General features: G+C 35.0%; 24 protein-coding genes. 10 read left to right on the forward strand and 14 right to left on the reverse strand.

Features of this window, described 5'->3' with window-relative positions:
* The first annotated feature begins 69 nt into the window (after positions 1-69).
* Complete coding sequence (locus tag ACKPCA_RS02520) at positions 70-762, forward strand: HAD family hydrolase (protein ID WP_321281175.1); 693 nt, start codon at positions 70-72, stop codon at positions 760-762.
* Here ACKPCA_RS02520 and ACKPCA_RS02525 read toward each other — a convergent pair.
* From ACKPCA_RS02525 to ACKPCA_RS02555, 7 genes are read right to left on the reverse strand one after another with little or no spacing between them, the layout of a single operon-like run.
* The gene (locus tag ACKPCA_RS02525; RefSeq protein ID WP_321281177.1) at positions 746-1321 is read right to left on the reverse strand and encodes a peptidylprolyl isomerase; all 576 of its coding nucleotides are present in this window, start codon (positions 1319-1321) and stop codon (positions 746-748) included. The genes ACKPCA_RS02520 and ACKPCA_RS02525 overlap by 17 nt on opposite strands.
* A gap of 12 nt (positions 1322-1333) precedes the next feature.
* Positions 1334-2665 carry a DUF58 domain-containing protein gene (locus tag ACKPCA_RS02530; RefSeq protein WP_321281179.1) on the reverse strand — a complete coding sequence of 444 codons (1332 nt, stop codon included), beginning with the start codon at positions 2663-2665 and terminating at the stop codon, positions 1334-1336.
* Positions 2665-3645, reverse strand: coding sequence for an AAA family ATPase (locus ACKPCA_RS02535; protein WP_321281180.1), 981 nt, complete (start codon positions 3643-3645; stop codon positions 2665-2667). Before ACKPCA_RS02535 ends, ACKPCA_RS02530 begins: the two co-directional genes overlap by 1 nt.
* A 14-nt stretch (positions 3646-3659) precedes the next feature.
* The gene (locus ACKPCA_RS02540) at positions 3660-4847 is read right to left on the reverse strand and encodes a hypothetical protein (RefSeq protein ID WP_321281181.1); all 1188 of its coding nucleotides are present in this window, start codon (positions 4845-4847) and stop codon (positions 3660-3662) included.
* 1 nt (position 4848) lies between these two features.
* Positions 4849-5583: a hypothetical protein gene (locus tag ACKPCA_RS02545; protein WP_321281183.1), complete on the reverse strand. Its 735-nt coding sequence runs from the start codon at positions 5581-5583 to the stop codon at positions 4849-4851.
* The gene (locus ACKPCA_RS02550; protein WP_321281186.1) at positions 5576-6436 is read right to left on the reverse strand and encodes a hypothetical protein; all 861 of its coding nucleotides are present in this window, start codon (positions 6434-6436) and stop codon (positions 5576-5578) included. Before ACKPCA_RS02550 ends, ACKPCA_RS02545 begins: the two co-directional genes overlap by 8 nt.
* A gap of 3 nt (positions 6437-6439) precedes the next feature.
* The gene (locus ACKPCA_RS02555; protein WP_054721949.1) at positions 6440-7402 is read right to left on the reverse strand and encodes a stage II sporulation protein M; all 963 of its coding nucleotides are present in this window, start codon (positions 7400-7402) and stop codon (positions 6440-6442) included.
* 207 nt (positions 7403-7609) lie between these two features.
* On the opposite strand from ACKPCA_RS02555, the gene ACKPCA_RS02560 reads away from it, so the two are divergent.
* The 3 genes from ACKPCA_RS02560 to sigZ all read left to right on the forward strand — a co-directional run bounded on the left by ACKPCA_RS02560 (position 7610) and on the right by sigZ (position 9431).
* The gene (locus ACKPCA_RS02560; RefSeq protein WP_321281188.1) at positions 7610-8326 is read left to right on the forward strand and encodes an RDD family protein; all 717 of its coding nucleotides are present in this window, start codon (positions 7610-7612) and stop codon (positions 8324-8326) included.
* A gap of 118 nt (positions 8327-8444) precedes the next feature.
* Entirely contained in the window at positions 8445-8696 is a 252-nt protein-coding gene (locus ACKPCA_RS02565; protein WP_321281189.1) for a hypothetical protein, read from the forward strand.
* Between the two features lie 183 nt (positions 8697-8879).
* Positions 8880-9431, forward strand: coding sequence for an RNA polymerase sigma factor SigZ (sigZ, locus tag ACKPCA_RS02570; protein WP_321281190.1), 552 nt, complete (start codon positions 8880-8882; stop codon positions 9429-9431).
* Positions 9432-9470: 39 nt separating this feature from the next.
* Here the strand turns inward: sigZ and ACKPCA_RS02575 are convergent, their stop codons facing one another.
* Entirely contained in the window at positions 9471-10619 is a 1149-nt protein-coding gene (locus ACKPCA_RS02575) for a hypothetical protein (RefSeq protein WP_321281192.1), read from the reverse strand.
* Between the two features lie 277 nt (positions 10620-10896).
* Here ACKPCA_RS02575 and ACKPCA_RS02580 point away from each other — a divergent pair, with 277 nt between their 5' ends.
* From ACKPCA_RS02580 to ACKPCA_RS02590, 3 genes are all read left to right on the forward strand, one after another.
* The gene (locus tag ACKPCA_RS02580; RefSeq protein WP_054721960.1) at positions 10897-11766 is read left to right on the forward strand and encodes a UDP-2,3-diacylglucosamine diphosphatase; all 870 of its coding nucleotides are present in this window, start codon (positions 10897-10899) and stop codon (positions 11764-11766) included.
* 64 nt (positions 11767-11830) lie between these two features.
* On the forward strand, positions 11831-12838 hold the full coding sequence (locus ACKPCA_RS02585) for a glycosyltransferase family protein (RefSeq protein ID WP_321281193.1): 1008 nt from the start codon (positions 11831-11833) through the stop codon (positions 12836-12838).
* Positions 12839-12905: 67 nt separating this feature from the next.
* On the forward strand, positions 12906-14147 hold the full coding sequence (locus tag ACKPCA_RS02590; RefSeq protein ID WP_321281194.1) for a DUF438 domain-containing protein: 1242 nt from the start codon (positions 12906-12908) through the stop codon (positions 14145-14147).
* Positions 14148-14223: 76 nt separating this feature from the next.
* Here the strand turns inward: ACKPCA_RS02590 and ACKPCA_RS02595 are convergent, their stop codons facing one another.
* Positions 14224-14598: a thioesterase family protein gene (locus ACKPCA_RS02595; RefSeq protein ID WP_321281195.1), complete on the reverse strand. Its 375-nt coding sequence runs from the start codon at positions 14596-14598 to the stop codon at positions 14224-14226.
* 12 nt (positions 14599-14610) lie between these two features.
* A complete protein-coding gene (locus ACKPCA_RS02600) occupies positions 14611-16185 on the reverse strand; it encodes a peptide chain release factor 3 (RefSeq protein WP_321281196.1) in 1575 nt (524 codons plus the stop codon).
* A gap of 154 nt (positions 16186-16339) precedes the next feature.
* On the opposite strand from ACKPCA_RS02600, the gene ACKPCA_RS02605 reads away from it, so the two are divergent.
* From ACKPCA_RS02605 to ACKPCA_RS02615, 3 genes are all read left to right on the forward strand, one after another.
* Positions 16340-16846, forward strand: a complete 507-nt coding sequence (locus ACKPCA_RS02605) for a metallophosphoesterase family protein (protein ID WP_321281199.1) — start codon at positions 16340-16342, stop codon at positions 16844-16846.
* 365 nt (positions 16847-17211) lie between these two features.
* Positions 17212-19476, forward strand: a complete 2265-nt coding sequence (locus ACKPCA_RS02610; protein ID WP_321281201.1) for an aconitate hydratase — start codon at positions 17212-17214, stop codon at positions 19474-19476.
* A 67-nt stretch (positions 19477-19543) separates the two neighbouring features.
* Positions 19544-20878, forward strand: a complete 1335-nt coding sequence (locus ACKPCA_RS02615; RefSeq protein WP_054721975.1) for a citrate (Si)-synthase — start codon at positions 19544-19546, stop codon at positions 20876-20878.
* Positions 20879-21371: 493 nt separating this feature from the next.
* Here the strand turns inward: ACKPCA_RS02615 and ACKPCA_RS02620 are convergent, their stop codons facing one another.
* The 4 genes from ACKPCA_RS02620 to ACKPCA_RS02635 all read right to left on the reverse strand — a co-directional run bounded on the left by ACKPCA_RS02620 (position 21372) and on the right by ACKPCA_RS02635 (position 25260).
* Positions 21372-23168 (reverse strand): hypothetical protein, encoded by a 1797-nt coding sequence (locus ACKPCA_RS02620; RefSeq protein ID WP_321281204.1) that lies wholly within the window; start codon positions 23166-23168, stop codon positions 21372-21374.
* Between the two features lie 181 nt (positions 23169-23349).
* Positions 23350-23856 carry a methylated-DNA--[protein]-cysteine S-methyltransferase gene (locus tag ACKPCA_RS02625; RefSeq protein ID WP_321281205.1) on the reverse strand — a complete coding sequence of 169 codons (507 nt, stop codon included), beginning with the start codon at positions 23854-23856 and terminating at the stop codon, positions 23350-23352.
* 18 nt (positions 23857-23874) lie between these two features.
* Complete coding sequence (locus tag ACKPCA_RS02630) at positions 23875-24597, reverse strand: tRNA threonylcarbamoyladenosine dehydratase (RefSeq protein WP_321281207.1); 723 nt, start codon at positions 24595-24597, stop codon at positions 23875-23877.
* Positions 24598-24600: 3 nt separating this feature from the next.
* Entirely contained in the window at positions 24601-25260 is a 660-nt protein-coding gene (locus ACKPCA_RS02635; RefSeq protein WP_321281209.1) for a TatD family hydrolase, read from the reverse strand.
* Positions 25261-25686: the final 426 nt, after the last annotated feature.

The raw sequence follows: 25686 nt of genomic DNA on the forward strand, positions 1-25686 counted from the left end.
CAAGCTAAGGGGTGATGTTGGATTTTATGGGATTGTTCGTAATTTCGCACAAGATAAAATACTTCTTTTATGGATAAGATTAAGGTGATTGGCTTTGATGCAGATGACACGTTATGGGTTAATGAGCCATATTTTCGTGAAACAGAAATGAAATTCTGTGAATTGCTAACCAATGGAATGAGTTTGGACGAGGTTACAAGAGAGCTTTTTAAGATTGAAATTGGTAATATTCCTTTGTATGGCTATGGCACAAAAGCTTTTATTTTATCGATGATCGAGACTGGATTAAAAATTACCAATGGCAAGCTTTCTTCGGAGAAAGTACAAGCGATTTTGGAGTTGGGAAAGGAACAGATTAATAAACCTGTTGAGCTAATAGATGGGGTAGAGTCAGTTTTAGAGACTTTGTTCGGAAAGTATCGTTTGATTGTTGCTACAAAAGGAGATTTACTGGATCAGGAACGTAAGTTGAAAAAATCGGGATTGCTTAAATATTTTCATCACATCGAGGTGATGAGTGATAAGAAGGAAAGTGATTACGAAAAACTAATCAAACATCTTGATATTAACCCAAAAGAGTTTTTAATGGTTGGGAATTCTCTAAAATCAGATATTCTGCCTGTTTTGAATCTGGGAGGTAAGGCTGTTCATGTGCCGTTTCACACAACTTGGGAACACGAAATGGTTGAAGAGGAGGAAATTTCCAATTCAGATTTTCAAAAGATCGATAAGATTGAAGATTTAACTACCTACGTTTTATAGATAGGATTTTAATACGCTTGTCTAGCATCTGTCCCTGGTTTTTTTGTGTTTGAATTTTCTTGACCACATCCATTCCTTTTGTGACTTTTCCAAAAGCAGCAAAGCCTTGTCCATCGGGATTGCGCATTCCGCCAAAATCCAGCTCAGGTTGATTGCCAATACAAATAAAAAACTCGGTACTTGCAGATCCAGGTTCCAATCTGGCCATGGAGATTACTCCATCGGTATGTAAAATACCGGTTTCTTTGGTAGTTTCATGTTTTATGGTAGGTAGCTTATCCACGATCGAATCATGGAATAATCCCCCTTGAATAACCTCAATCTTTATATCATTATTTGGCTGATTGTCCAATCTGACGACACGGTAAAAGCAAGCATCCTTAAAAACATTCTTGTCAATATTTTGCATAAAATGTTTGGCTGTAATGGGCGCATTGTTTTCAAATATTTCCAATTCAATTTCGCCCAATTCAGTACTTATTGTAACTATTGGATTTTTCGAATTGCATGCAAATACAGTTAACACAAATGCGATAATAATGATGCTATAGTTTTTCATAGTTGTATCATGTTAAATCAAACCTCTGGATTTCAATTCCAAATATTTATTCAAACTATTTACCGTTAGGTTTTTGGGATCAGTTAATATTGTATGAATACCATATTTTTCCAACTCTTTTGCGATTAATTTTTTATCGAATAAGAATTTTTCACCAATGGTTTTCACGTAAATATCTTCTATGCTGTCAGCTGATTTTTTTGTCATTTTTTCAATTTCCGAATTGTTAAAGAAAATCACAACCAAAAGATGGTCTTTAGCTAATCCCTGCAAATAGGGTAGCTGTCTTTTCATAGAATCCAAGCTCTCGAAGTTGGTATACAGCATAAGCAAACTTCTGCCTCTAACAAAGTGCTTCACCGATGAATAAAGCAATTCGTAATTAGGTTCTGGATAATCGGTTTCCTGATTGTACAAAACCTCCATGATTTTCTTTACCTGGGTTCTTCTGCCTCCTGCGCGAATATTGGAGTGAACATTTCTGCCAAAGCAAAGCAAACCTGCTTTATCGTGTTTTAAAATTGCCGTGTTCGATATTACCAAGCTGGTATTTATGGCATAATCCAACAGGCTAAGTCCGTAAAAAGGCATTTTCATAGATCTACCACAATCAATAATTGAATAAACAGGCTGCGCCTTCTCATCCTGGTATTGATTAACCATGATCTGTGATTTTCTTGCGGTTGCTTTCCAGTTTATGGTTCTGTAATCATCGCCTTTTACATACTCACGAATCTGGTCGAACTCCATTTGATGTCCAATTCTTCGGATCTTTTTAATCCCAAAATCCATTAATCGGTTCGAAATAGCCATCAGTTCGTATTGGCGCATTTGCATATATGAAGGATAGCAGGGAATCATTTCCGAATTCCCCAATTTAAATCTTCGCTTGATGATTTTTAAGAGAGAACTGGCATAAACATTAATTACTCCAAAGTGATACTCTCCACGACTTAAGGGTCTAAGCGAATAATTAACCAGCTTTTCTTCTCCTGCTTTTAACGATAGTGAATGGTTAAAATCTCTCTTTTGAAACTGAATTGGGATTTCATCAATCAAATCAATATGAATTGTGAAATTGTAGTTGTGCTGTAGCTTAATCTGAATAGGATTTTCATCTCCATTCGATAATTTTTCCGGGCAAGTTCTTTTTGCCTGAACAGCATCTTTAATTCGATACAAGAGAAGGATATCAAACCCAAAAGCTATCAAAAATAACAGACATGCTAATCTAGCTATGGTATAGAGTATCGGGATAAAAAAACCCAATACGGATATCACAGCAATTGCGCTAATCAGCCAATAGAAAAAAGGGTGTAGGTATAAAGATTTAATAAACTTCATTATCGTGGGATTTCAATACCTTCCAAAATGTTTTTAATGATTTCCTTTGGTTTAATTCCTTCCATTTCCTTTTCAGGAGTTAAAATTAAGCGATGATGTAAAACTGGAGCAACAATGTTTTTGATATCGTCAGGAGTCACAAAATCCCGTCCATGAATGGCAGCGAATGCTTTAGCTGCTGTCATTACCGAAACCGATGCACGAGGAGAGGCTCCCAAAATGATTCCAGGATGATTTCGGGTTTTTTGAACAATTTGCACAATGTATTTTCTCAGGTTCTCATCAATATGAATCGACTGAACCCTATTTTGCATTTCTTTAATTTGATTAGCAGATATTACCTTGTTTATGATTTGGGTTTCTAATGCACCTCTTCGTTCATGTTTGGTTTCAAGTATGCTTAATTCTTCCTCTTCGCTTGGATATTCAAACTCAACCTTCATCAAGAATCGATCCAATTGTGCTTCAGGCAATCGATAGGTTCCTTCCTGTTCAATTGGGTTTTGAGTTGCTAATACCCAAAATGGTTCACCCATTTTATAGGTATTACCGTCAATACTTACCTGGTATTCCTCCATTACTTCAAATAGGGCGGATTGAGTTTTGGCAGGAGCACGGTTGATCTCATCAATCAGCACAATGTTCGAGAATATAGGTCCTTGATTGAATTCAAACTCAGATTTACTCATGTTAAAAATAGTAGTACCTAAAACATCCGAAGGCATTAAATCAGGTGTAAATTGAATTCTTGAAAAATCAGAACTAATTGCTTTTGCCAATAGTTTTGCCGATAAAGTTTTGGCAATTCCAGGTACACCTTCAATTAAAATGTGCCCTTTAGCGAATAGTCCAACAAGGAGTAAGTCAATGTTTTTTTCTTGTCCAACAATTACTTTTTGGATCTCAAACTTAATTTGATTGATTAGCTGATTTAATTCACCTAAATCAATTCTATTTTCGAATTGTGTGTTTCTTTCCATATGATGTGATTGTCTTATTTGCAATTTTTATAAATGTACTCTATTTTGGAGTGGAAATCTTCCAAACCTTCCTGAGTTAAATGAGTTAGTGTTTCTATTGATTTGGATTGATCGAACAACATTCGTAATGTTTTTTCCGGTAAACTCGATCGACTGCTTAATTCTTTAATGTTTTCCTTTTTGAATTCAATATGATATCTGCTTCTAATGAACTCTTTAAAGTACTTGAATTTCTTATCCGCAATGTCTTTGTGGTTTTTCTTTGTGTAATACAAGGAACCTAAAGTTCTAATAAATTCAAGAGAAGTATTTCTTAACGGTTGAATTAATGGCACAATTCTCTGTTGTCTTTTTCCTTGAAACAGAAGTAAGAAGATCAGACAGAAAAACAACAGGTAAAAACCCAATTTTAAAGGCGGATAGGTTAACAGGTATTTTAGTGGTGAACTGTGTCTTAATGCTCTAGTTGGTTTGTAATATTCATCCCAAACGATTGGGCGGTTTGGAAGATAACTAAAAGCTCCGGCAATGTAATCAGCATTATTTGATGTTACTACATTGTAATTGGTAAATGCCAATGGTTGGCAGCAATAAAAGATATTTCCTTTGCCAAATTGCTTTTTAATAAATTGTATGTTTTTATCGGTATCCCTTCCCAGTACAATCAAACTGTCTTTGTTAAAGTTTTTAATACTTACAACATCAAAAGCTTTTTCGTACCTATAGGTTTTGTTTAAAGAGATGTTTTGGTTTTCAAATTTTTGAATGCGCACTGTTTTTCCAAGATTGGAAAAAAATACATTTGGTGTAAGACTAAGATCAAGTGTATCTGCTAAAGGAAAACTAATTGATGATGCTGCAATAAAAATTTGGTTTCCATCTTCGGCGAGTTTTATCAATTTATCAACGTCCCATTTTTGCATTTCCAAGTTATTGGTAATGAAAATGTAGTTCTTCAGGGAATCAGAATTGCTACTTTCAGGATAATTAAAAACAGGAATTGATTTGAATTCTATTTCGTAATTTGAAAACAAATCAGTTTTAATCAAATCCATTAAAAGATACGAACCAAAAGGCCTTTTGTCATCGGAATTGAAGTTTTGCGTCCAGTCGATAGGTGTTGGTGAGAAGAGTTCGACAAGAAACAACAATATTAAGATGACGATAAACGGATAAGTTGATTTTGGAATTATCAGTTTCATTTTATTGTTTTCTTGTATTAAACAATGAGTTAAATTTTTCGAAATCCTGACCAATTAGTGCATATTCGTCATGAATTATTGAAAAATTTCCATACCAAACAGCTTCGTATAGATTGCTTAGGTCATTAAAATCTGTTTTTACCTGCTTGTCTTTTATCTCGTTGATGTAATCGTAATTGGTTTTTTCAGCTTTCCAATTGATAAAATTGTTTTTGCTAAGCGATTTTAATGAGGACAAGAACTGGTAACGAACAGCAAGTCTGTATTCGCCCATTTTTACTGCTTTCTCTATTTCTTCCTCCCAATTTACGTTTTCAGGATTTACATCATCGGCAAATGGAATATTAATAATTTTTTGATGCGGACTGAATAATCCACTAGCGTTGCTCTTAAGGATAATATAGATAAGAAGAACTATAATTCCGCCCAGAATGATATATCGTAAGAACCATACTACACCAAGACTTTTAATAAGAAAGGCCATCCAACGATTTATCATCAAGCGAATTTTATCGAATAAACTGATATTTTCTACCTCAGAATATTCGTAGTTAAAATCGCTTTGTTGACGATAGTTCTCAATTCTACTTTGGGTAATGGCTTTTTTATATATTTCTACTTGACCTTTATCAAGAATTAAAGTATCTGCCTCATTGATATGGGCAGCAAAGAGTTTGGTTCCCGATAGTATCAGGAACCAAATTGATATGAGAAGTATTTTAAATAAGTTATTCATTATTACCAACTGATTCCAAATCCTTTAATAAAGCTGGGCTTTGTCTTCTCTCAATTAAATTAAAGTATTGCATGGCAATGGCCGTTAAAGGTAAAACTTGTATAAGCGCATATCCAATTCCTTGAATAATCGAAAATAAGATTAGTAAAGATTTACTCGGTGTCATTGCATCGCCACTAGCCATAAATATGGTGCTCATTAATTGATAAATTGTTGATGGAAGTTGAAATACAAAATTTAAAGCAGAACTAATTAATCCAATAACAAATAGAAAAGCAAAGGTGTTCCACCAATTGTTCTTAATCAGATTAAAGCACGCACTAATGCCATTTCCTACGGTTTCATCTTCGAAAATAATGATTGGAACTACCAAACTGATGCAAACTGCAATGTATATCCCAGGGATGATAAGAATAATGAATCCCAATACAACAATTATACCTGACAAAATAATAGCTCCTAATATTTTTGGAATATTATTTAACATGGATTTTCCAACTTCGTTTACCTCAAAATTATTCGCACCCTTATCGCGATATAGCTTAATGTATTGGGTTATAAAGGCAATTGCTACTGAGTATGAAACTAGCATGAAAAAATAAGATGCAATAGTTGAATAGATAACAGTGGATGATGAATAATTAGCACCTATTCCAGAACCGTTTCCAATTGAAAGTAGAGTTTCATATTGCAATAAGCCCATCACAACGCCATGCAGTAAACCAAAAGGTACAACGTAGTAAAGCATTCCTTTTAATAAGTTTTTGAAGTTGTACTTTATAAAAAGAAAAGTGTCGCTAAAAAGAAGTCCAAAATCTCTTACTTTTTCAAGTCTAAAATTCTCTGTAGTCATTTTTTAATATTTATGTTGATTCTTATATACTTTAACAGGATTTATTACAAAATACCAGATGATAAATGAAAAGGAACTGATGATTATAGCCCAACTCAAGGCCATGGGCATATCAGTATGCCTGGTTACGAAGCCCTCTAAAAACCCGGCAACTATGAATATTGGGAAGATTCCGGCAATGATTTTCACTCCTTTTCTAACACCAATTTGGATTGATGTTTTTCGAGGTAGAGTTCCTGTAAATATCATACTATTTCCCAAAACAATACCTGCTGCACCAGCAATTACAATTACCGATATTTCTAAAGCTCCATGTATCCATATTACCCTGGTTGATTCCCAAAATAAATCGTACCGAATAAAGAAGTAAGTGAAACTGCCCAGCATCACACCATTTGAAAATAGCACATATCCAGTTCCGAAAGCAGTAAAAATTCCCAGCACAAAAGCCAATATGGATACTCGTACATTATTAATGGTAATACTCAGGAACATTAAAGTTTGTCCCTGCTGTTTATAAACTGCCATTGGGTCATTGTTTTTAATATTGTCCAAGGTCATGTTTACATAGTCATCTCCTAAAATGGTTCGAACAAATGTTTGATCTCCTCTTGAAGATAAAATACCAATTAGAACCGATACAGAGAAGATCAAAAATGCATATAGTAATTGCTTTCTTATATCGTATAATGTTAATGGAAGCTCGGTTGTCCAAAAATTTCTAAATGCTCCTTTTTTTGCCTTTTTGTTCTTGTAAATTTGTTGATGAACACGCATACTTAACTGATTAAGGTATGCAGTAGTTGAAGACTTGGGGAAGAATGTTCTGGAGTAAGATAAATCATCAGTAAGTTGGATATATAAATTAGCCAAAGTATCTGGGTTACTTGCCGATTGATTATTAATTAATTGCTCAAACTTTTCCCATTTATCCTTATTTCGGTTAAGAAATACAATTTCTTTCATAAATATTAGAGCCAATAGTCTGTGTTAGATCGCTAAAGTTATTTTAAATAGTTTAATAAACAAATGGTGCTTGATGATAATTTACATCTTATTTTTTAAGTTGTAGAAAAACAATAGTATATGAATTCTGTTTAATAAATTATGCGTGTAAATTTTTATCTTTTGTTTCCGATAAGTATATTCGTTTTGTATTAAACAAAACTATCTATGTCAAAAATTGGAATTGAAACAACTCAGAATGTACATCTAAGTTTTCCACTAGCCAGTGTCGGTGAAAGAATAGCTGCTTATTTATTGGATATGGTATTTATTGGGGTTTGTATGTTTTTTATTGCCATGATTATTGGTTTTTTGGGAGAGGCGTTTGAAATAGGATTTGTGTTCTTGTTGCCACTCTTATTTTATTCTTTGCTTTTTGAAACCTTTATGAATGGACAAACACCTGGAAAACGCATCATGAAAATAAAGGTTTGTAAAGTTGATGGAGATGCTCCTGGGTTTATTCACTATTTAATTCGTTGGATGTTTCGTTTGGTGGATATTACATTGACCAATGGTGTTGCAGCAATACTTACTATTGTTATAGGAGAAAAAGGCCAAAGAATAGGAGATATTCTGGCAAAAACAACTGTGGTTAAAACGAACCATACCATGAAACTTACCAACACCATATTGTCTGAGGTACCAGAGAATTATCAATTGGTTTTCCCTGAATCAAGGAAAATAGAGGATAAAGATTTGGAGCTTTTCAAAAGGGTGATACAACAATTGAAAACGATGAATGACCCAGTAGAAAAGCTAACCTTTGGTTTAAAAGCCAGAGCAAAAGTGATGGAGCAATTAGGCATGAAAACCGAAATGCAACCAGAACTATTTTTCCAAACCTTAATCGACGATTATAATTTTATTCATAAAGATTTATAAATCAGAAACAATCGACAAAATTTAATTTTTGTCGATTGTTTTTGCGTCCATTTTTCATTTTCTGCGTCTACCCAAATGAGATTAAAAAATTAAGATGTAGAAAGTAAAAAAATAGAATATGAATAACGAATGTTGTGGATCTCAATTGTATCATACCGGTGGATGTTGTAACGATGATAATGTAAATGCCGAATTGGTTAAAGTTCTAGATACTTTAGAAGATAAACCTCTTAAGGATTGCGCTTGTAAGGGACTTGGACCATGTCAGTGTCCTCCGGAGAACAAAGAAAAAAATGATTTTGCCGATCAATTTAAAGATATGAAATACGTGGTTGAAGCGTGTGGCTGTGGCGAAGGTTGCGGTTGCTAGAATATCTGAAATATATTTGCAATACCTATTCAGGATAATCACTACTAATTAGTTTTCACAAAACCATTTATTTATTATTTCGTGCAAGCGGAACAATAGGTATATGGTTTTTTTATTTAGAATCGTTACAGATAGTTTTTCAAAATTTATATTTTTGCTCTCAATAGTTTAATTGGAGTATGTATGGTAGAGCACATTTGGAGAACATATCACAAACAATTGCTTTCTTTTATTCGAAAAAGAGTATCTGATTCAGCTTTGGCAGAAGATTTATTGCAGGAAGTTTTTATAAAAATTCACAATAATATTGATACTTTACAAGAAGGGAAAAAGATAAAAGCCTGGCTATTTCAGATCACCAGAAATGTCATAATTGATCACTATCGACGTTGCGAAAATCATGAAGAAGCAGATATTCAGGTGCTAGAGATGGAAGACGAAAATGATGCAAATGCTATGGCTGATATTCAAACTTGCATCGTGCCAATGATTAAGTCTTTACCGGAGGATTATCGAGATGCACTTTTATTAAGTGAGTTGAATGGGTTGAGTCAAAAAGAACTCTCAGAAAAACTACACATATCATATTCTGCTGCTAAATCGAGAGTTCAGCGTGGTAGAAATCTTTTAAAGGAAGCATTAAGTAAGTGTTGTAGTTTTCAAAAAGATTCAAAAGGAAGGATTATTGACTATGAAAAGAAAGCATCAAGCTGTGACAATTGCAGGGAAAATTAAAAAAGCCATTAGTTTCAAAACTAATGGCTTTTTTGTTTATTAATATCTGTTGTAAAACCTTCTCAACTCCTGTGTAAGGTCTGTATAAATTGGCTTGGTAAATTCAACAAACAAATCCTGGTGAGGAGGTGGCAATATTGGTTCATGTTGGCAAATTTCCAGCTCTTCTTTGGTCAAAGCCCTTTCATCTCCATTAAAATGCCCCCATTCGTAAAACCAGTTGAACTGACCACCAAATTGTTTATCGCTGATGATTTTTTGATTCCCAAACTCAATCACTTTCAAAGAAAGTAATCCTTTCGAAATGACTTCTCGTTTGTGGATGTGCAATTTTGCTTTTACTTTATTATATACTTTAATTTTCTCTCCATTTTTTAGGGTTGTGCTTCCCACTTCAACACTATCGGCACTAATTACGTCTTTCTCATAATTGGTGTCGTGAGTTTCTCCAACAACAAAATCTTCAAATCCCATGGAAATAATTTGATCAGGGTATTCAAGTTTTTCAAGTTCAGCTTGATTGGGAGTGTAAAAACGGACAAATTTTCTTTTGATATTGTGAAAAAGGTATTGGGTAACCTGATCCTGGAAAAACTCTGAACTTAGCTTGTACTTTTGTGAATTAACCGGGATGTGTTCAATGATCACTTTTAATGTTGCCATGTATTCAGCTTCCTCAAGTTTGATCTGAACATCTTTGTAGTTGGGAACAAAACTATTGGCTTTCTGGAAATGATTATAGGCATTAATCCCATTTTGTCTTCCTCCTTTTACAAGTTCATTCAATCCTGCTTGATAGCATTCAGGTGCAGCATTTTGTTTCGTCAATTCCAATTCATTTTGATATGATTTGGCATTTGGAATTAATTGCAATGCAGTTGGACATCTGTTAATATCATTATATATGCGATTCAACAATTGATATTTATCCACAGATTTGGTATTCTTAAAAGGATCGGCAGACGCTTGTAAATTATTAATTTCTCTCTCGAACCATTGAACGGCCAAAGGATAGCTGGCAAGTAGTGTTTCCTGTGCTTTTGCTTTATCAGGATTTGATCTTAATCGATCAATAGACTTGCTTACCGCAGCAAAATAATTGCCATGCTGTAATGCTTTTTCACCAGAACTACAGGACGATAAACTAATAATAAGTGCTATAAAAATGTAGTGTAAAGTTTTTTTCATGTTTAGTGGTTTTATTCATCGGCAAATTTAGATTAGTACTACGACAATGCCATGGGATTGTTTCTATTTATTTGCCATATTAGTTTAGAAAACTTAAACAAATAGCGAGCCATTTTTTTACCAAGTCAATCTTTTGTAATAATATCTTAATATTCGGGTATGGATTATTACAATTTCTTAACTCCATATGGAATACAATTTATCATTTCATAAACTTTCTTATTGAATAAGTTAACAAGCAGAAAGTACTTTTACCTATAATCAAGTAGTTGAATTTATGACAAAAAACAAGCGAAAGGTAGAAGTTGTAGTTTTATCGGATATACATTTGGGAACAATAGGATGTAGAGCCGATGAACTGCTAAAATATCTAAATTCGATCCAACCTGAAAAGTTAATATTGAACGGTGATATTGTGGATATCTGGCAATTTAAAAAAAGATATTGGCCTAAATCCCATATGCGTATTATCAAACACATTACATCTTTATTATCAAAAGGAGTTCCAGTGTACTACGTAACTGGTAATCATGATGAATTGCTGAGGAAATTTGAGGGATTTACTTTAGGCAAGTTACAAATTGTAAACAAGTTGATTTTAAACCTCAATGGCAAGAAGGCCTGGGTGTTTCATGGTGATGTTTTTGATGTTACCATGCAATATGCCAAGTGGTTAACAAAGCTTGGTTCAATTGGATATGACCTGTTAATCATGATCAATTCAGTGGTGAATTACTTTGCAAAATTGATGGGGCGTGAGAAAGTTTCTTTATCAAGAAAAATAAAAAACAGTGTAAAATCTGCAGTAAAATACATCAATAGTTTTGAGCAAACTGCAGCAGAAATTGCAATTGATAAAGGCTATGATTACGTTGTGTGTGGTCATATTCATCATCCGGAATTTAAGGAAATAAAATCTAAAAATGGATCGACATGTTACCTGAACTCAGGTGACTGGATTGAAAGTTTGAGTGCTTTGGAGTACCACAAAGGAGAGTGGAGCATTTATGAGTACCACAAGGATTTGAATGCTAAAAGTCTAGAGCCTGATTTGGAAAGTTATAAACTGGAGGATAATGAAAAAATCTTTAAGCAAATGCTTGTTGATTTTACATCTATGTCTGGAAAAACAATTTCAGTTTCATAACAAGCACAATGTAAAAAAAATCTTGAAAATTTTTAGGAACTACTATTTGATCTAGAATTATTTAATGAAAATATTATACGGAATTCAAGGAACGGGTAACGGACATTTGAGTCGTGCCATTGAACTCATACCGCATCTTCAGAAAGAAGCCGAAGTTGACATATTAATATCAGGCTTGCACCATGATTTGGAATTTAATCATCCTATCAGATACAAAAAACAAGGATTGGGATTTTTCTTTGGCAAGAATGGAGGTATCGATATTTGGAAAACCATCAGAAAATTTAATGTCATTCGATTTATCAAAGACATTCGTAGTTTGCCTGTTGACGAATACGATTTGGTGATTAGTGACTTTGAACCAGTTACTTCCTGGGCTTGTAAGCTTAAGAAAGTTTTCTGTTTGGGTTTGAGCCATCAATCAGCCATGTTGAATTCAAGGACACCAATGCCTGCGAAAATTGAATTTCTTGGCTATCAGGTTCTGAAAAACTATGCCCCTTGCAATCACAATGTGAGTTTTCACTTTAAAGAATATGGGCATAACATGTTTACCCCGGTAATCAGGAGAGAAATAAGATTATTAGAGCCAGAAAACCATGGCTACTATCTGGTTTATTTGCCTGCTTACTCTGATGAGAGATTGATTTCAGTTCTGTCGCACTTCCCAAATTATAAATGGGTGGTTTTTTCAAAACACAGCAAAAACAAATACCGCTCAGAAAATGTTGAGATTAACCCGGTAAACGGAGAGGCTTTTATTAGGAGTTTGAAAGATTGTGCAGGTGTTCTTTGTGGAGCAGGATTCGAAACTCCTGCTGAGAGTTTGTATCTAGGAAAGATGCTTGCAGTGATTCCAATGAAAAATCAGTTCGAACAAGTCTGTAATGCTCATGCATTAAAAGAATTGGGAATTCCTGTTATTGCAGATTTGGAGGATGATGGTCCGGTAAAGATAAAGGAATGGATTGATGGGGGAAGGGCAATTGAGAAACTTAACTATCCTGATAATGCAAGGTCGGTGATTGAATTTCTTTTGCAGCATTATGCCGGTCAGGAAAAGGTGGAGTAATCCATTTTAGGCTTGTTCGAAAGTGACATTTGTTGTATTTTGATCTGATCAACAGAAAAATATCACTATGTCAGAATTTATTAATAACAATGCCGCTCGCATTGATTCTCTTTTTCAGTTTTGTCTAGACCTTATTAATGGGAAAAATGGGAAAGAATTAATCAGCACTCATCAGGAGGCGATTGATCATTTATGCCCCAACGATATTATTCAGGTGGTTCATAGGTTGGTTGAGGAAGATTTACCAATGGGAGATCTGAAGATAGGGATCAATAAATCATTGAATGTATTTCACAATGTTATTCTTGATCATGAAAAACCAGAATTGGAACTCAATCATTTCTTGGGAATTTTAATGCGTGAAAATCGCGAGTTGGAGAAACGATTAGGGGAAATCAAACCTTTGGTTAAATCTTTTAATAAAGCACAAACTGAGGAGCAATTAAAGAATGACCTGCAGGAAATTAGTGTTAGAATTGAGGAGTTTGCAGAATTCGAAAAGCATTATTCACGAAAAGAGAATATCTTCTTTCCTTATTTTGAAAATCAGTATCCAGAATACAAATGTTTGGGGGTGATGTGGTCTATTCATGACGATATCAGACGCATCAGAAAGGAATTGCTGCAGGCACTTGGTGCAGATCAACCAGACCTCAATTTAATTAATAAGTTAATTGGGGACCTGTTTTTTTTGATGTATACCATTATTTTCAGAGAAGAATACTTGCTGTTTCCGGTAGCACTGAATGCTGTATCATCTGATTTATGGGATGAAATGAATCAACAAAGTGTGGAATTAGGGTTTAGTTTTATTGATACTCCTGTTTTTTCTCAGGAACAAAAAAGTAAAGAATCGAAATTGTTTGCTTTGGAAGGAGAAGAGCTTGATGCTCGCCAATTGGGCAACACATTACTAAATTTTGATACTGGGTTAATGACTTTGGACCAGGCAATGATGCTTCTGAATCATCTCCCTGTCGATATCACAATGATTGATGAAAACGACAGAGTGAGGTTCTTTTCTAATCCTAAGGACAGGTTTTTTACCCGTTCTAAAGCAATTATTGGCAGAACAGTTCAGAACTGTCATCCACCCGAGAGTGTCCACGTTGTAGATGAGCTGTTGAAAGCCTTTAAATCGGGAGCAAAAGATAGCGAACCCTTCTGGATTCAAATGCAAGGCAGGTTTATTTTAATTCAATACTTCGCTTTGCGCGATGAAGAAGGAAACTACAAAGGTTGTATCGAAGTGAGTCAGGATTTAACCGAGCTGAAAAAGCTTGAAGGAGAGAAGAGGTTGATGGAATAAATAACTATGGAGAAAGTAAAATAAAAGCCCTGAGAGTAATATTTTTTCAGGGCTTACATATTTAGTATTGGTTTATTTACAATCTGCTTATGAATTTTACCGGATCGATAACATATCGAACGTGGAAAGCAGAACCAATTTGTCCATCTTCGTCAGATGCTTCAATTTCGAAACTTAACTTTTTACCATCCACTTTAACCAATTTTGCAATGCAAGTAATTTTAGCACCAAGTTTGCTGGCTTTGATGTGTTTGGTGTCAATTTGGATTCCAACCGAATCCATTCCTTCTTCTAGATCAGCATCGATACAAGCTACTGCAGTTCCTTCCATAAAAGCAACCATTGCAGGAGTTGCATAAACATCTAGTTTACCTGATCCGTGATATTTTGCTGTATTTTGTTCGCCAACAATCATTTCTTGTGTGGCAGTTAATCCTTCTTTTAAAGCCATATTCTATCTGATTTAAAATTCTGATGTAAAATGGAATTCAAGATTCGGATAGTTCGATTGTGCCATTTGTAGCATGTACCCTGAATCTGCCAGGAAAACATCTCTACCATGCTTATCTTTAGCCATGTATTGATATTTTGCCTTCTTGAATTCTTTTAATTGTTCTTCATCTTCGGTTTTGATCCAACAAGCTTTGTGCAGCTGAATTGGTTCCCAGCGACAAGAAGCACTATATTCGTGTAATAAACGATACTCAATTACTTCAAACTGCAAAGCACCAACAGTTCCAATTACCTTTCTCCCATTAAACTGAGAAGTAAAAAGCTGAGCAACTCCCTCGTCCATTAGCTGATCAATGCCTTTTGCCAATTGCTTCGATTTCATTGGATCAGCATTTTCAATATATTTGAACAACTCAGGGGAGAAGCTTGGAATCCCTTTGAAGTTGATTTTTTCACCTTCAGTTAAGGTATCTCCAATTTTAAAGTTACCAGTATCGTGCAAACCAATAATATCGCCTGGGTATGCTTCCTCAACAATTGATTTTTTCTCGGCCATAAATGCAGTTGGGCTGGAGAATTTTAATTTCTTTCCATTTCTAACATGCAAGTATGGTGTGTTCCTTTTAAAAGTACCTGAAACAATCTTCACAAAAGCAATTCTATCTCGGTGATTTGGATCCATATTGGCATGAATCTTAAATACAAAGCCCGAGAATTTATCTTCTTCTGGCTGAATTTGTCTCTCAACTGTCTGACAAGGAAGTGGTGAAGGAGCAATTTTAATGAAAACATCCAATAACTCTCTTACCCCAAAATTATTTAAAGCAGAACCAAAAAATACAGGAGCAATCTTTGCATCCAAATAATCTTGTACATCAAATTCAGGATACACTCCCGATACCAAATCCAACTCCTCGCGAAGTACTTCGGCATCTTCACCAATGTACTCTTCCAATTTTGGATTGGATAGATCATCAAAATCGATACTCTCTTCTACGGTTTGAGTAGCAGGCGTAAACAAGCTTAAATTTCGGTTATAAATATTATATACACCTTTAAAGTCAGGCCCCATGTTGATTGGCCAGCTCAAAGGATTCACACTTAGCTCCAGTTCTTTTTCAATTTCATCAAGCAAATCAAAAGCATCCTTACCAAGGCGGTCCATTTTGTTAATGAATACGATCACAGGTGTTTTACGCATTCTACAAACCTTCATTAATTTTCTGGTTTGTGCCTCAACCCCTTTGGCAACGTCAATTACAATAATTACGCTATCACAGGCAGTTAAGGTACGATAGGTGTCTTCTGCAAAATCTTGGTGACCTGGAGTATCAAGGATATTAACTTTATGTCCTTTGTATTCAAATCCCATTACCGATGTCGCAACCGAAATACCTCTCTGACGTTCAATTTCCATAAAGTCAGAAGTTGCTGTTTTCTTGATTTTATTTGATTTTACAGCCCCGGCAACGTGAATTGCACCTCCAAATAGAAGCAATTTTTCGGTTAGTGTAGTTTTACCAGCATCCGGGTGTGAAATAATTCCGAACGTACGGCGTCTTTTAATTTCTTCTTTGAAACCCATTTATAGAATTGTATTTACTTTCAAAATTTAGCTTGCAAAAGTAATAATTAATACCGACAACTTGTAAGATATATTGGGTTTAAAACTTTAATTTCCGGTTAATAATTGAATCTTTTTCTTATCTTCATGCCTCCAAAATTCAAAACACAAGTAAATGAAGCAAATTGGATTACTTTCCGATACACATGGGCATCTTGATTCCATTGCATTAAAGCATTTGAGTGATTGTGATGAAATTTGGCATGCAGGCGATATTGGAAATATTGAAACGGCAGAAACTCTTGATCAAATCGCACCTCTCGTTGCAGTTCATGGCAATATTGATGGTCAGGAAGTTCGCTCGCAATATCCAAAGCATAATCGATTTACTTGCGAGAATGTGGATGTTTGGATGACTCATATAGGAGGATATCCTAAAAAGTATGATTTAAATGTGAAGCCGGAAATTTATAACAATCCACCACAACTTTTTATTTCAGGGCATTCTCACATTTTAAAAGTAATATTCGACAAAGAACTGAATTTGTTGCATATAAATCCAGGAGCTGCAGGATTACAGGGATTTCACAAAGTTCAAACTTTGGTGAAGTTTACAATCGATGGTAAAGACATTAAAGACCTTCAGGTGGTCGAATTCGGTTCAAAGGGTAGATCCCTTTAGGCGAATTAAAATTCAAACCTGAAATCAAATTTATTAGGGGGAATTTTTTGGGATACACTAAAACTGTGCCAAAGGTGTAAATTTTGAGTTTTCTTAAACAAGAAATTAACTGGCACCTTTTTAAAATACCAAGTTTTTGTTATATTTAGATATCTAAATTTGACCTTACTTAACATCTATTTATAAGTTGTGAGTAGGCTTAAAATATTGAGATTTAGAAATATCAGCATTTGAAAATATGTATTAAAAATACATATAAAAAGATCGGGAAATCCGAAAAAATTGATCTTCATTCTAAGATTTTCGATTGTTGAATGTTGAAAGGCCAAAATTTGAAATATAAATTAATCAAAAATTCACTAGACATGCTATTTGATTTTGAATTGATAAAATCTGTTTACGAGAGGATGCCCGAAAGGGTGAATGAAGCCAGAAAAGTTCTTGGCAAACCACTAACCTTAAGTGAAAAAATATTGTATTCACATTTATCTGTTGAAGAAAAAGGGGAAAAATTTGAAAGAGGAGTAGATTACGTAAATTTTGCTCCGGATAGAGTTGCAATGCAGGATGCTACAGCTCAAATGGCTTTGCTTCAGTTTATGAATGCAGGTAAGGCTAAAGTAGCGGTTCCATCTACAGTACATTGCGATCATTTGATTCAGGCATCAATAGGAGCTGAAAAAGATTTGGCTGACGCTAAAGATCAAAACAATGAGGTATATAACTTTTTGGAATCAGTATCTAACAAATATGGCATTGGATTTTGGAAACCAGGAGCTGGTATTATTCATCAGGTTGTTCTGGAAAACTACGCATTTCCTGGAGGTATGATGATTGGTACCGATTCGCATACTGTAAATGCAGGTGGCTTGGGTATGGTAGCCATTGGTGTTGGTGGAGCCGATGCGGTTGATGTGATGGCCGGAATGCCTTGGGAGCTAAAAATGCCCAAATTAATTGGTATAAAGCTTACAGGTAAATTAAGCGGATGGGTTTCACCTAAAGATGTAATATTAAAAGTAGCAGGTATTCTAACTGTAAAAGGTGGTACCGGTGCAATAGTAGAATACTTTGGCGAAGGTGCCGATGCCATGTCATGTACTGGTAAAGGAACAATTTGTAACATGGGAGCGGAGATTGGTGCTACTACCTCTATTTTTGGTTACGATCAGAATATGAGTAACTATTTGCGTCATACAGGTCGTGAGCAAGTTGCAGATTTGGCCGATGTAGTAATGGAGCACTTGCGTTCTGATGAAGAGGTTTATCAGAATCCAGAAAAGTATTACGATGAGTTAATTGAAATTAATCTTTCAGAATTGCAACCCTACATCAATGGTCCGTTTACCCCTGATTTGGCTCATGAATTATCATCTTTTGCTAAAGCTGTTAAGGAGAATGATTATCCGCAGACTTTGGAAGTTGGTTTGATTGGATCATGTACAAATTCATCTTACGAAGATTTATCTAGAGCTGCTTCGTTGGCTAAGCAAGCGAAGGATAAGAAACTAAAAGTAAAGGCCGAGTTTGTGGTAACTCCGGGTTCAGAATTAGTGCGTTATACAACTGAAAGAGACGGAATACTGAAAGAGTTCGAGGATATTGGTGGTGTGATCATGGCCAACGCTTGTGGTCCTTGTATTGGACAGTGGAAGCGTCATACAGATGATCCTACAAGAAAAAATTCAATCATTACCTCTTTCAATAGAAATTTTGCCAAACGTAATGATGGAAATCCAAATACCCATGGTTTTGTAGCTTCGCCAGAATTGGTAACCGCTATGGCAATTGCGGGAGATTTGTGTTTCAATCCGATGACTGATACTCTGATTAATGAAGATGGAGTAGAGGTGAAGCTTGATGAACCAACAGGATTAGAATTTCCACCAAATGGTTTTGATATGAAGGATTCTGGTTATCTGGCTCCTCAGGCAGATGGTTCGGAGGTAGTTGTGGATGTGAAATCTGATTCGGAACGTCTTCAGTTATTAGCTCCTTTTGGAGAATGGGATGGTGCGGATTATAAAGGATTAAATCTGTTGATAAAGGCCAAAGGAAAATGTACTACAGATCATATTTCTATGGCTGGTCCATGGTTGAGGTTCCGTGGTCATTTGGATAATATCTCGAACAATATGCTGATTGGAGCTGTTAATTATTTTAACGAAGAGACCAATTCTATTTTCAATCCGGTGAGCGGTACTTACGACGAAGTCCCTGCTACAGCGAGAGCCTTAAAAGATAAAGGAGTAGGTTCGATTGTAGTTGGCGATGAAAACTATGGTGAAGGATCATCAAGAGAACATGCAGCAATGGAGCCGCGTCATTTGGGTGTTAAAGCGGTTATCGTGCGTTCTTTTGCTCGAATTCATGAAACCAATTTGAAAAAACAAGGTGTATTGGCACTGACATTTGCCGACAAAACGGATTACGATAAAATTCAGGAAAAAGATCAGATTGATATTATCGGTTTAACGAATTTTACTCCTGGACAACCATTAACACTTGTTGTAACACATGAAGATGGTACAAACGATCAAATTGTTGCAAATCATTCGTACAACAAGGTTCAAATTGAGTGGTTTAAAGCAGGAAGTGCACTGAATTTAATCAGAAAACAAAACAACTAAAACAATAAACATTTCATAATTCTGGAATCAATACCCCACTTGATTCCAACTCTAAAGTATAGACCATATGAAGAAAACATTAAAACATACTTTGTCTGAAAAGATTGAAGAACACAGACCAAGAACGAAACGCCTGTTAAAAGAATATGGAGATGTGGTTGTAGATAATGTAACCGTATCTCAAGTGATTGGAGGAATGAGGGGATTGAAATCACTGGTTACTGATATTTCTTATTTGGATCCTGAAGAAGGTATCCGTTACAGAGGATATACTCTGGGAGAAGTAATTGAAAACTTGCCAAAACCTAAGGGCGGAACAATGCCTTATGTTGAAGGTTTGTTTTATTTGTTACTAACTGGAGATTTTCCTAATCAGGAAGAGGTAATGCAAGTGGTAGATGAATTTAGCAAAAGAAGAATTGTACCTCGCTATGTTTATGAGGTAATTGATTCTTTCCCATGTTGCAGTCATCCAATGGCAATTTTCTCTACCGCAATTTTAACATTGAATCGTGAATCGGTATTCAATCGTCAATATCATGCAGGTTTGAATAAGAAAGATTATTGGGAAGCTACATATGAAGATGCGCTAAACCTATTGGCTAAACTTCCGGAAATTGCTTCTTATATCTATAATAAATTGTATCGACAAGGACCAAGAATTCAATCAAACCCTAACTTAGATATGGGAGGGAATTTTGCTCATATGATGGGAATTGATTCTCCTTACGATGATGTGTCTCGTCTTCACTTTATCATTCATAGTGATCATGAAAGCGGTAACGTTAGTGCCCATACAGGTCATTTGGTAGCGAGCTCCTTATCTGATATTTACTTGTCAATATCAGCAATGATTAATGGGTTGGCAGGACCACTTCATGGTTTGGCTAATCAGGAAGTGTTAAGATGGCTGCAGGAAGTAATGGATAAGATGGGGAATAAATTACCTACCGAAGATGAGATGAAACAATTTGTTTGGGATACTTTAAATTCAGGCCAGGTAATTCCGGGTTTTGGTCACGCCGTACTGCGTAAAACTGACCCTCGTTACATGTTGCAGCGTGAGTTTAGTTTGAAACACTTGCCAGATGATCCAATCTTTAAATATGCAGATTTACTTTACAATGTTGTTCCGCCAATCCTAAAGGAACATGGTAAAGCAAAAAATCCATGGCCAAACGTAGATGCACAATCAGGTGTAATTCAATGGCATTATGGTGTTACCGAATATGATTTCTATACTGTTTTATTTGGTATTGGTAGAGCCATTGGTATTTGTGCCAACATCATTTGGGACAGAGCACTTGGTTATCCATTGGAAAGACCTAAATCGATTACAACTGATATGCTGGAGAAAATAGCAGGTATAAAAAAAGAAGTGATAGAAACACAAGAAGGTTAAATAATTATTAGCTATGAGGAAAAGCTGATTTCAATTTATTGATTTCAGCTTTTTTTATAAAAAAAACTGTAAAAAAGTCTGGTGACAACCTTTTTACAGTTTTGAAGCAAAAACTAACAATATGGAAAAGTTCCAATAAATAAGTTCAAATAATAAGTGGGAAATACTTCAAACCCTACTAAACTCTAACCCTTACCTAAACAATGTAGGATTTGAAGTATGTTCGCAGTTGAAAATTAAACTACCTCTCTACTCACTCACAATGATTGTATGGTTAAGCATTGTGATTTCCCTTTCACATTACAAATATGCCAGCTTTTGTGACAAGAAAATAGATTGAATTTACCCAAACTTCAGAGTTTATATACTCAAAATACAATGGGTGTTTTACGCCATAAGAGACATAAATAAAGATAAGGTTTAATGAAGTTGTATGGTAGATAAGAAAAAAGCCAATCTTTTAATGAATTGTAAAGATTGGCTTTTGTATAAATTATGATTCTGTTTTAATCAGAATATTCCTAATTTCTCCTTCCAGTTTTTCCAGATCTTTAGAGACTTGATTTTTCATGTCATTGTACTTATCTGAAAATTTTTGCGAAAGATCTTTATAGTAATCAACGCCGCTTAAAAGATTTTTCTTAAATCCTTCAAGAGATTTAATTTGTTTAGGAATTGGATTTTTGATTTCCGACACTTGCTCTTTTAAGTAATCGTAATACAAATTCAATTCTTTAATAAACATGTGAGGCCTGTCTTTCCTTTCGATCAAATTGGTACGATTGTAAATGTGATCAATCATCTCCTTTAGCTTTGCCTTTTTTGTGAAATATGCAAGGTTTGGCCCAGGACAGATTGATACTCCATCACCATCTTTCATCGTATCAATATGATTCACCAAGTACGAGGCAGTGGATAATCCTTTACACAAACATGTCTTTTGAAGCAATAGGCTTATTTCCTTCTCAAGTTCTTCTTGTGGTAAGTTTTGCTCTCTTAAGTGAGCTAGCTTTAACTTTTGATACTGACGAGAAGCGGTGCAAATAGGCTCTTTGGTAAACTCAGTATTTGCAATCATGTATCGCTTAGTACATGGGCTTCCTGGTTTGTTTTGTTTTAACCTGTCCCAAACATCGGCATCTCTGGTGTTGCTATTCAAATTATTGAATCTTACTCCAAGAGGAGAAGCATGACTCAAGGAAAGATCTTTTTCATCTGCTTTTTCAAGTAAAGACAATGTTTTTTCATCAACATCACAAGCTTCAGGCACCATTAAAAATGGTGATCCCCAACCGATTGAATCCAAATTGTACTGTTGCATTAGGAATTCATGTTCCTCAGCAGTTCCAACACCTCCTTGAGCTGTAACTTTTATACCCAGGGGTTCGGAAGGAACTGATTTCCCTTTTTCCTTTAAGCTGTCAAAAAGAATAGGATTAAGACTATCTTTTAGTTCATCTCGCTTCTCTTTGAACTCCTGCAAAATAGGACCCATCAAAAAACCGTCCGTGGCAAAAGCATGTCCACCACAGTTTAACCCCGATTCAATTCGGTATTCCGAAATCCAAATTCCCTTTTTAGCAAGAAAACGTCCTTGAATTAGAGCCGATCGGTAATCGCTCACTTTCAGAACAATTTTTTTCTTGATATATCCGTTTTGATCCGGATAGAAATCATCGAATTGTTCAAGGTAACCATACAAACGTGGGTTCATTCCTGCTGAAAGGACCATGGAGCTCTCCAGGTTACTCATCGCAAATCCACGAAGAGCTGCATGGGCATCATTGAATTCAACTGGTAAATCTTCACCTTCATATTGGTTTCCTTTGTCTAATTTGGTCATGATATTAACATCAATTGACCCAAGAGGAAGGTTGTTACTCAACCATTCTTTTGCTTCTTTCACATATGGATTGTCAGCAAACCTTTCTTTGAATTCTTTTTTTACTTCTGAAAAATCAGGTAGTAAGTCAAGATATTCTTCTAATTCTTTTCCTTTTTCCTGAATGGATTCTTTAAGATTTTCAAATTTCTCCTTTACCAAATTATCTAATAAATTCAGATAAGATGTAATTCTTTCTGCACGAAAATCTTTGGTTTTTTCTGTAATAGGCTTAAATGGAAGGCTTAACTTCTTGCAGTACATTTCTCGCATTTTCTCTACAAGAACATCATCTACGATTGATACTACCGAAGAAATTCCCAAATGAGCCACTTTAACAGGAGTATCCACTGTAAATCCTGTACCCATAACAGGAATGTGGAAACTATGTCCTAAAATTTTACCCATGAATTGTTTTTATTGATTTAATGATACTTTACCAATGTCTCGCATTGATTTTTTTATCGAGCGGCAAGTTAGATGAAATAGCCATCAAATCAAAGATAATTCAATAGAAAGTGCTCTATATTAAAGTTAAGGTGTGTTAAAATTGAATAAGAAACTTTAGGTTGTTTTTCAAAAAATAAATTTAAAATAATGCGAACTGTTGTGAATCATTGCCTAAATCTATACCTTCTAGTTGTAATAGTTTGGCTTTAATATCAATTCCTCCAGCATATCCTGTTAGTTTTCCATTTTTACCAATTACTCTATGGCATGGAATAATTATTGGAATTGGATTTTTTGAGTTGGCCATACCAATTGCTCTACAAGCATTAGGTTTTTCAATGACATTTGCTATATCTTGATACGACCTAATCTCTCCAAAAGGAATTTCTTCCAATTGTTTCCAGATTTGCTTTTGAAAAACGGTTCCCTCAGGATCTAATTGCAAATTAAATTCAATTAGATTATTATCGAAATAGGCAAGGAGTTGTTCTTTTGCCTGCGACAGTTTCTCTTTATCTTGTTCCCAATCGTTTGGAATTTCCAAGGATCTGAATTGTTTTTCAAAAAGAATCTTCTTTAGACCATTATCGCTTGCTAAAAGCAATAAGTCTCCAATGGGAGTATTAATAATATCAAAGTAGAGCATATGTCTTAATTTTTAAATTTAAGAATCTGCCAATAATCCTTTAATCACTACTGATGAGATAAAGCATCCAAACAAGGGTGGCATGTAAGAAATCGTACCTACATTTGATTTTTTATTCCTGCTTTCATCCAGAATTACAGCATCTTTAGAAACATCTTCAGGAGAGAATACAACTTGTACTCCCTTGTATACACCTAGTTTATGAAGGCGTTTTCGAAGCATACGTGCCAATTTACAATTGTAGGATTTTGAAATGTCAGCAATCTGTATCTTACTTGGATCTGTTTTGCCACCAGCACCCATTGCACTTACAATTTTTATATTGTTTTGCAGACTGTGGTAGATCAAGAAAATTTTTGGTGCCAGCGTATCAATGGCATCAACCACGTAATCATATTCATCTTCCTTTAAAACTTCTATCATTCGCTCATCTTTAAGATACTCATTAAGAATTCTTAAATCCAAATTTGGATTGATATCTAGCAGGCGAGCTCCCATAACTTCTGCTTTGTCTTTGTTCAGATTTGAGGTTGTTGCAGGTAATTGTCTGTTAATATTCGATATATCAATAGTATCGCCATCAACAATGGTCATTTTTCCTACTCCGGCACGACAAATCTGCTCTGCTGCATATGCGCCAACTCCTCCTAATCCAACTACCAGAACATGCGAATTCTGTAATTTTTCAAGTTTTTCACTTCCCAATAACAGATTTGTTCTGCTCAACCACTCTTCACTCATATTTTAAAAACACTTTAGGTAATTTAATAGAATTTGCTTTTTTAATATTTCAATATCAACTCCTTGCAATTCTGCAGCTTTTTGATAAATCTCTCTAATATTGATATGCTTATCGTCAGTTTCAAGAAATATTTTGTCCAATGGGATTTCACGAAAAACATTCTGAAGTTTTTCATTTCTTAGTAAGCTTTCTCCAAAAGAAAGAAAAAATCCAAATTTTAATAAATCCTTCGCCAATTGTAAGCTCTTATTGTAGCCATGAAAAATCCATTCTGTTCCGGTTTCATTTCCTTGTTTGATTCTAAGAAGCTCTTCTTGAGATTTAACGCAATGAATAATTACGGGTTTCTGCTTTAATTTGGCCAATTGAAGTTGTGCGATAAAAACCTTTTCTTGAATGGAAATATCGGTACCAATCAATTTATCAAGACCAATTTCACCAATGGCCATGTTATTCTTGTCGGCAGATAATACTTCTAAATAGTTATCGATAGAATCTATCTCTATTTTTTCAATATCCCAAGGATGAATTCCAATGGAATAGGCTTGATCCTTATTCAATTCAATTTTAGATTCACCAATAGTCATATTAATAATAGAAAGGATTTCAGGATCGGAATCCACTTGATGTGTATGAATATCTATGTAAGGAATTGATGCCATATTTATGAATTAATAAACGCAAAAATAAGAATATTGCATGGTAAGCCAAAGTGAAGTGAATATGTGGCAAATAAAAATTTTAATAAGCATTTAATTATTTGAGTGTTGCGATTGATTCTTGTTGCGATTCGTCAAAAAGTGGACGAAAAAATCACTGAAACCCTTGTTTAATGGTAGATTCTTACTTATTTTGCAAGTAGAAACAGAACGTTCTTTGCATATAGAATAAAAGCATTCCGCATTAATTAGCGATTGTTAAACTCAACAGTTATCACATACCGAGAAAGCAACATGCTTGCAAAAGCAGGCCCCAACCTTCGGGTTGCTTCGGCACAGGGGAAACTTGACCAAGCAGGCACTCAAATCCTGTCATACAGGAGTTTAAAATCCATTAATTGATGCGGTTTTTTTATGTCTTTTTGTGTG

The sequence above is a fragment of the Marinifilum fragile genome, from assembly GCF_963677365.1.
Classification (GTDB): Bacteria; Bacteroidota; Bacteroidia; order Bacteroidales; family Marinifilaceae; genus Marinifilum; species Marinifilum fragile.

What these genes read in the sequence shown, in the direction of transcription:
- ACKPCA_RS02520 (WP_321281175.1), top strand. Translation starts at nt 70, where the DNA reads ATGGATAAGATTAAGGTGATTGGCTTTGATGCAGATGACACGTTATGG.
- ACKPCA_RS02610 (WP_321281201.1), top strand. Translation starts at nt 17,212, where the DNA reads ATGCTATTTGATTTTGAATTGATAAAATCTGTTTACGAGAGGATGCCC.
- ACKPCA_RS02540 (WP_321281181.1), bottom strand. Translation starts at nt 4,847, where the DNA reads ATGAAACTGATAATTCCAAAATCAACTTATCCGTTTATCGTCATCTTA.
- ACKPCA_RS02530 (WP_321281179.1), bottom strand. Translation starts at nt 2,665, where the DNA reads ATGAAGTTTATTAAATCTTTATACCTACACCCTTTTTTCTATTGGCTG.
- ACKPCA_RS02600 (WP_321281196.1), bottom strand. Translation starts at nt 16,185, where the DNA reads ATGGGTTTCAAAGAAGAAATTAAAAGACGCCGTACGTTCGGAATTATT.
- ACKPCA_RS02550 (WP_321281186.1), bottom strand. Translation starts at nt 6,436, where the DNA reads ATGACTACAGAGAATTTTAGACTTGAAAAAGTAAGAGATTTTGGACTT.
- ACKPCA_RS02575 (WP_321281192.1), bottom strand. Translation starts at nt 10,619, where the DNA reads ATGAAAAAAACTTTACACTACATTTTTATAGCACTTATTATTAGTTTA.
- sigZ (WP_321281190.1), top strand. Translation starts at nt 8,880, where the DNA reads ATGGTAGAGCACATTTGGAGAACATATCACAAACAATTGCTTTCTTTT.
- ACKPCA_RS02620 (WP_321281204.1), bottom strand. Translation starts at nt 23,168, where the DNA reads ATGGGTAAAATTTTAGGACATAGTTTCCACATTCCTGTTATGGGTACA.
- ACKPCA_RS02535 (WP_321281180.1), bottom strand. Translation starts at nt 3,645, where the DNA reads ATGGAAAGAAACACACAATTCGAAAATAGAATTGATTTAGGTGAATTA.
- ACKPCA_RS02595 (WP_321281195.1), bottom strand. Translation starts at nt 14,598, where the DNA reads ATGGCTTTAAAAGAAGGATTAACTGCCACACAAGAAATGATTGTTGGC.
- ACKPCA_RS02625 (WP_321281205.1), bottom strand. Translation starts at nt 23,856, where the DNA reads ATGCTCTACTTTGATATTATTAATACTCCCATTGGAGACTTATTGCTT.
- ACKPCA_RS02580 (WP_054721960.1), top strand. Translation starts at nt 10,897, where the DNA reads ATGACAAAAAACAAGCGAAAGGTAGAAGTTGTAGTTTTATCGGATATA.
- ACKPCA_RS02615 (WP_054721975.1), top strand. Translation starts at nt 19,544, where the DNA reads ATGAAGAAAACATTAAAACATACTTTGTCTGAAAAGATTGAAGAACAC.
- ACKPCA_RS02635 (WP_321281209.1), bottom strand. Translation starts at nt 25,260, where the DNA reads ATGGCATCAATTCCTTACATAGATATTCATACACATCAAGTGGATTCC.
- ACKPCA_RS02560 (WP_321281188.1), top strand. Translation starts at nt 7,610, where the DNA reads ATGTCAAAAATTGGAATTGAAACAACTCAGAATGTACATCTAAGTTTT.
- ACKPCA_RS02545 (WP_321281183.1), bottom strand. Translation starts at nt 5,583, where the DNA reads ATGAATAACTTATTTAAAATACTTCTCATATCAATTTGGTTCCTGATA.
- ACKPCA_RS02565 (WP_321281189.1), top strand. Translation starts at nt 8,445, where the DNA reads ATGAATAACGAATGTTGTGGATCTCAATTGTATCATACCGGTGGATGT.
- ACKPCA_RS02590 (WP_321281194.1), top strand. Translation starts at nt 12,906, where the DNA reads ATGTCAGAATTTATTAATAACAATGCCGCTCGCATTGATTCTCTTTTT.
- ACKPCA_RS02585 (WP_321281193.1), top strand. Translation starts at nt 11,831, where the DNA reads ATGAAAATATTATACGGAATTCAAGGAACGGGTAACGGACATTTGAGT.
- ACKPCA_RS02605 (WP_321281199.1), top strand. Translation starts at nt 16,340, where the DNA reads ATGAAGCAAATTGGATTACTTTCCGATACACATGGGCATCTTGATTCC.
- ACKPCA_RS02555 (WP_054721949.1), bottom strand. Translation starts at nt 7,402, where the DNA reads ATGAAAGAAATTGTATTTCTTAACCGAAATAAGGATAAATGGGAAAAG.
- ACKPCA_RS02525 (WP_321281177.1), bottom strand. Translation starts at nt 1,321, where the DNA reads ATGAAAAACTATAGCATCATTATTATCGCATTTGTGTTAACTGTATTT.
- ACKPCA_RS02630 (WP_321281207.1), bottom strand. Translation starts at nt 24,597, where the DNA reads ATGAGTGAAGAGTGGTTGAGCAGAACAAATCTGTTATTGGGAAGTGAA.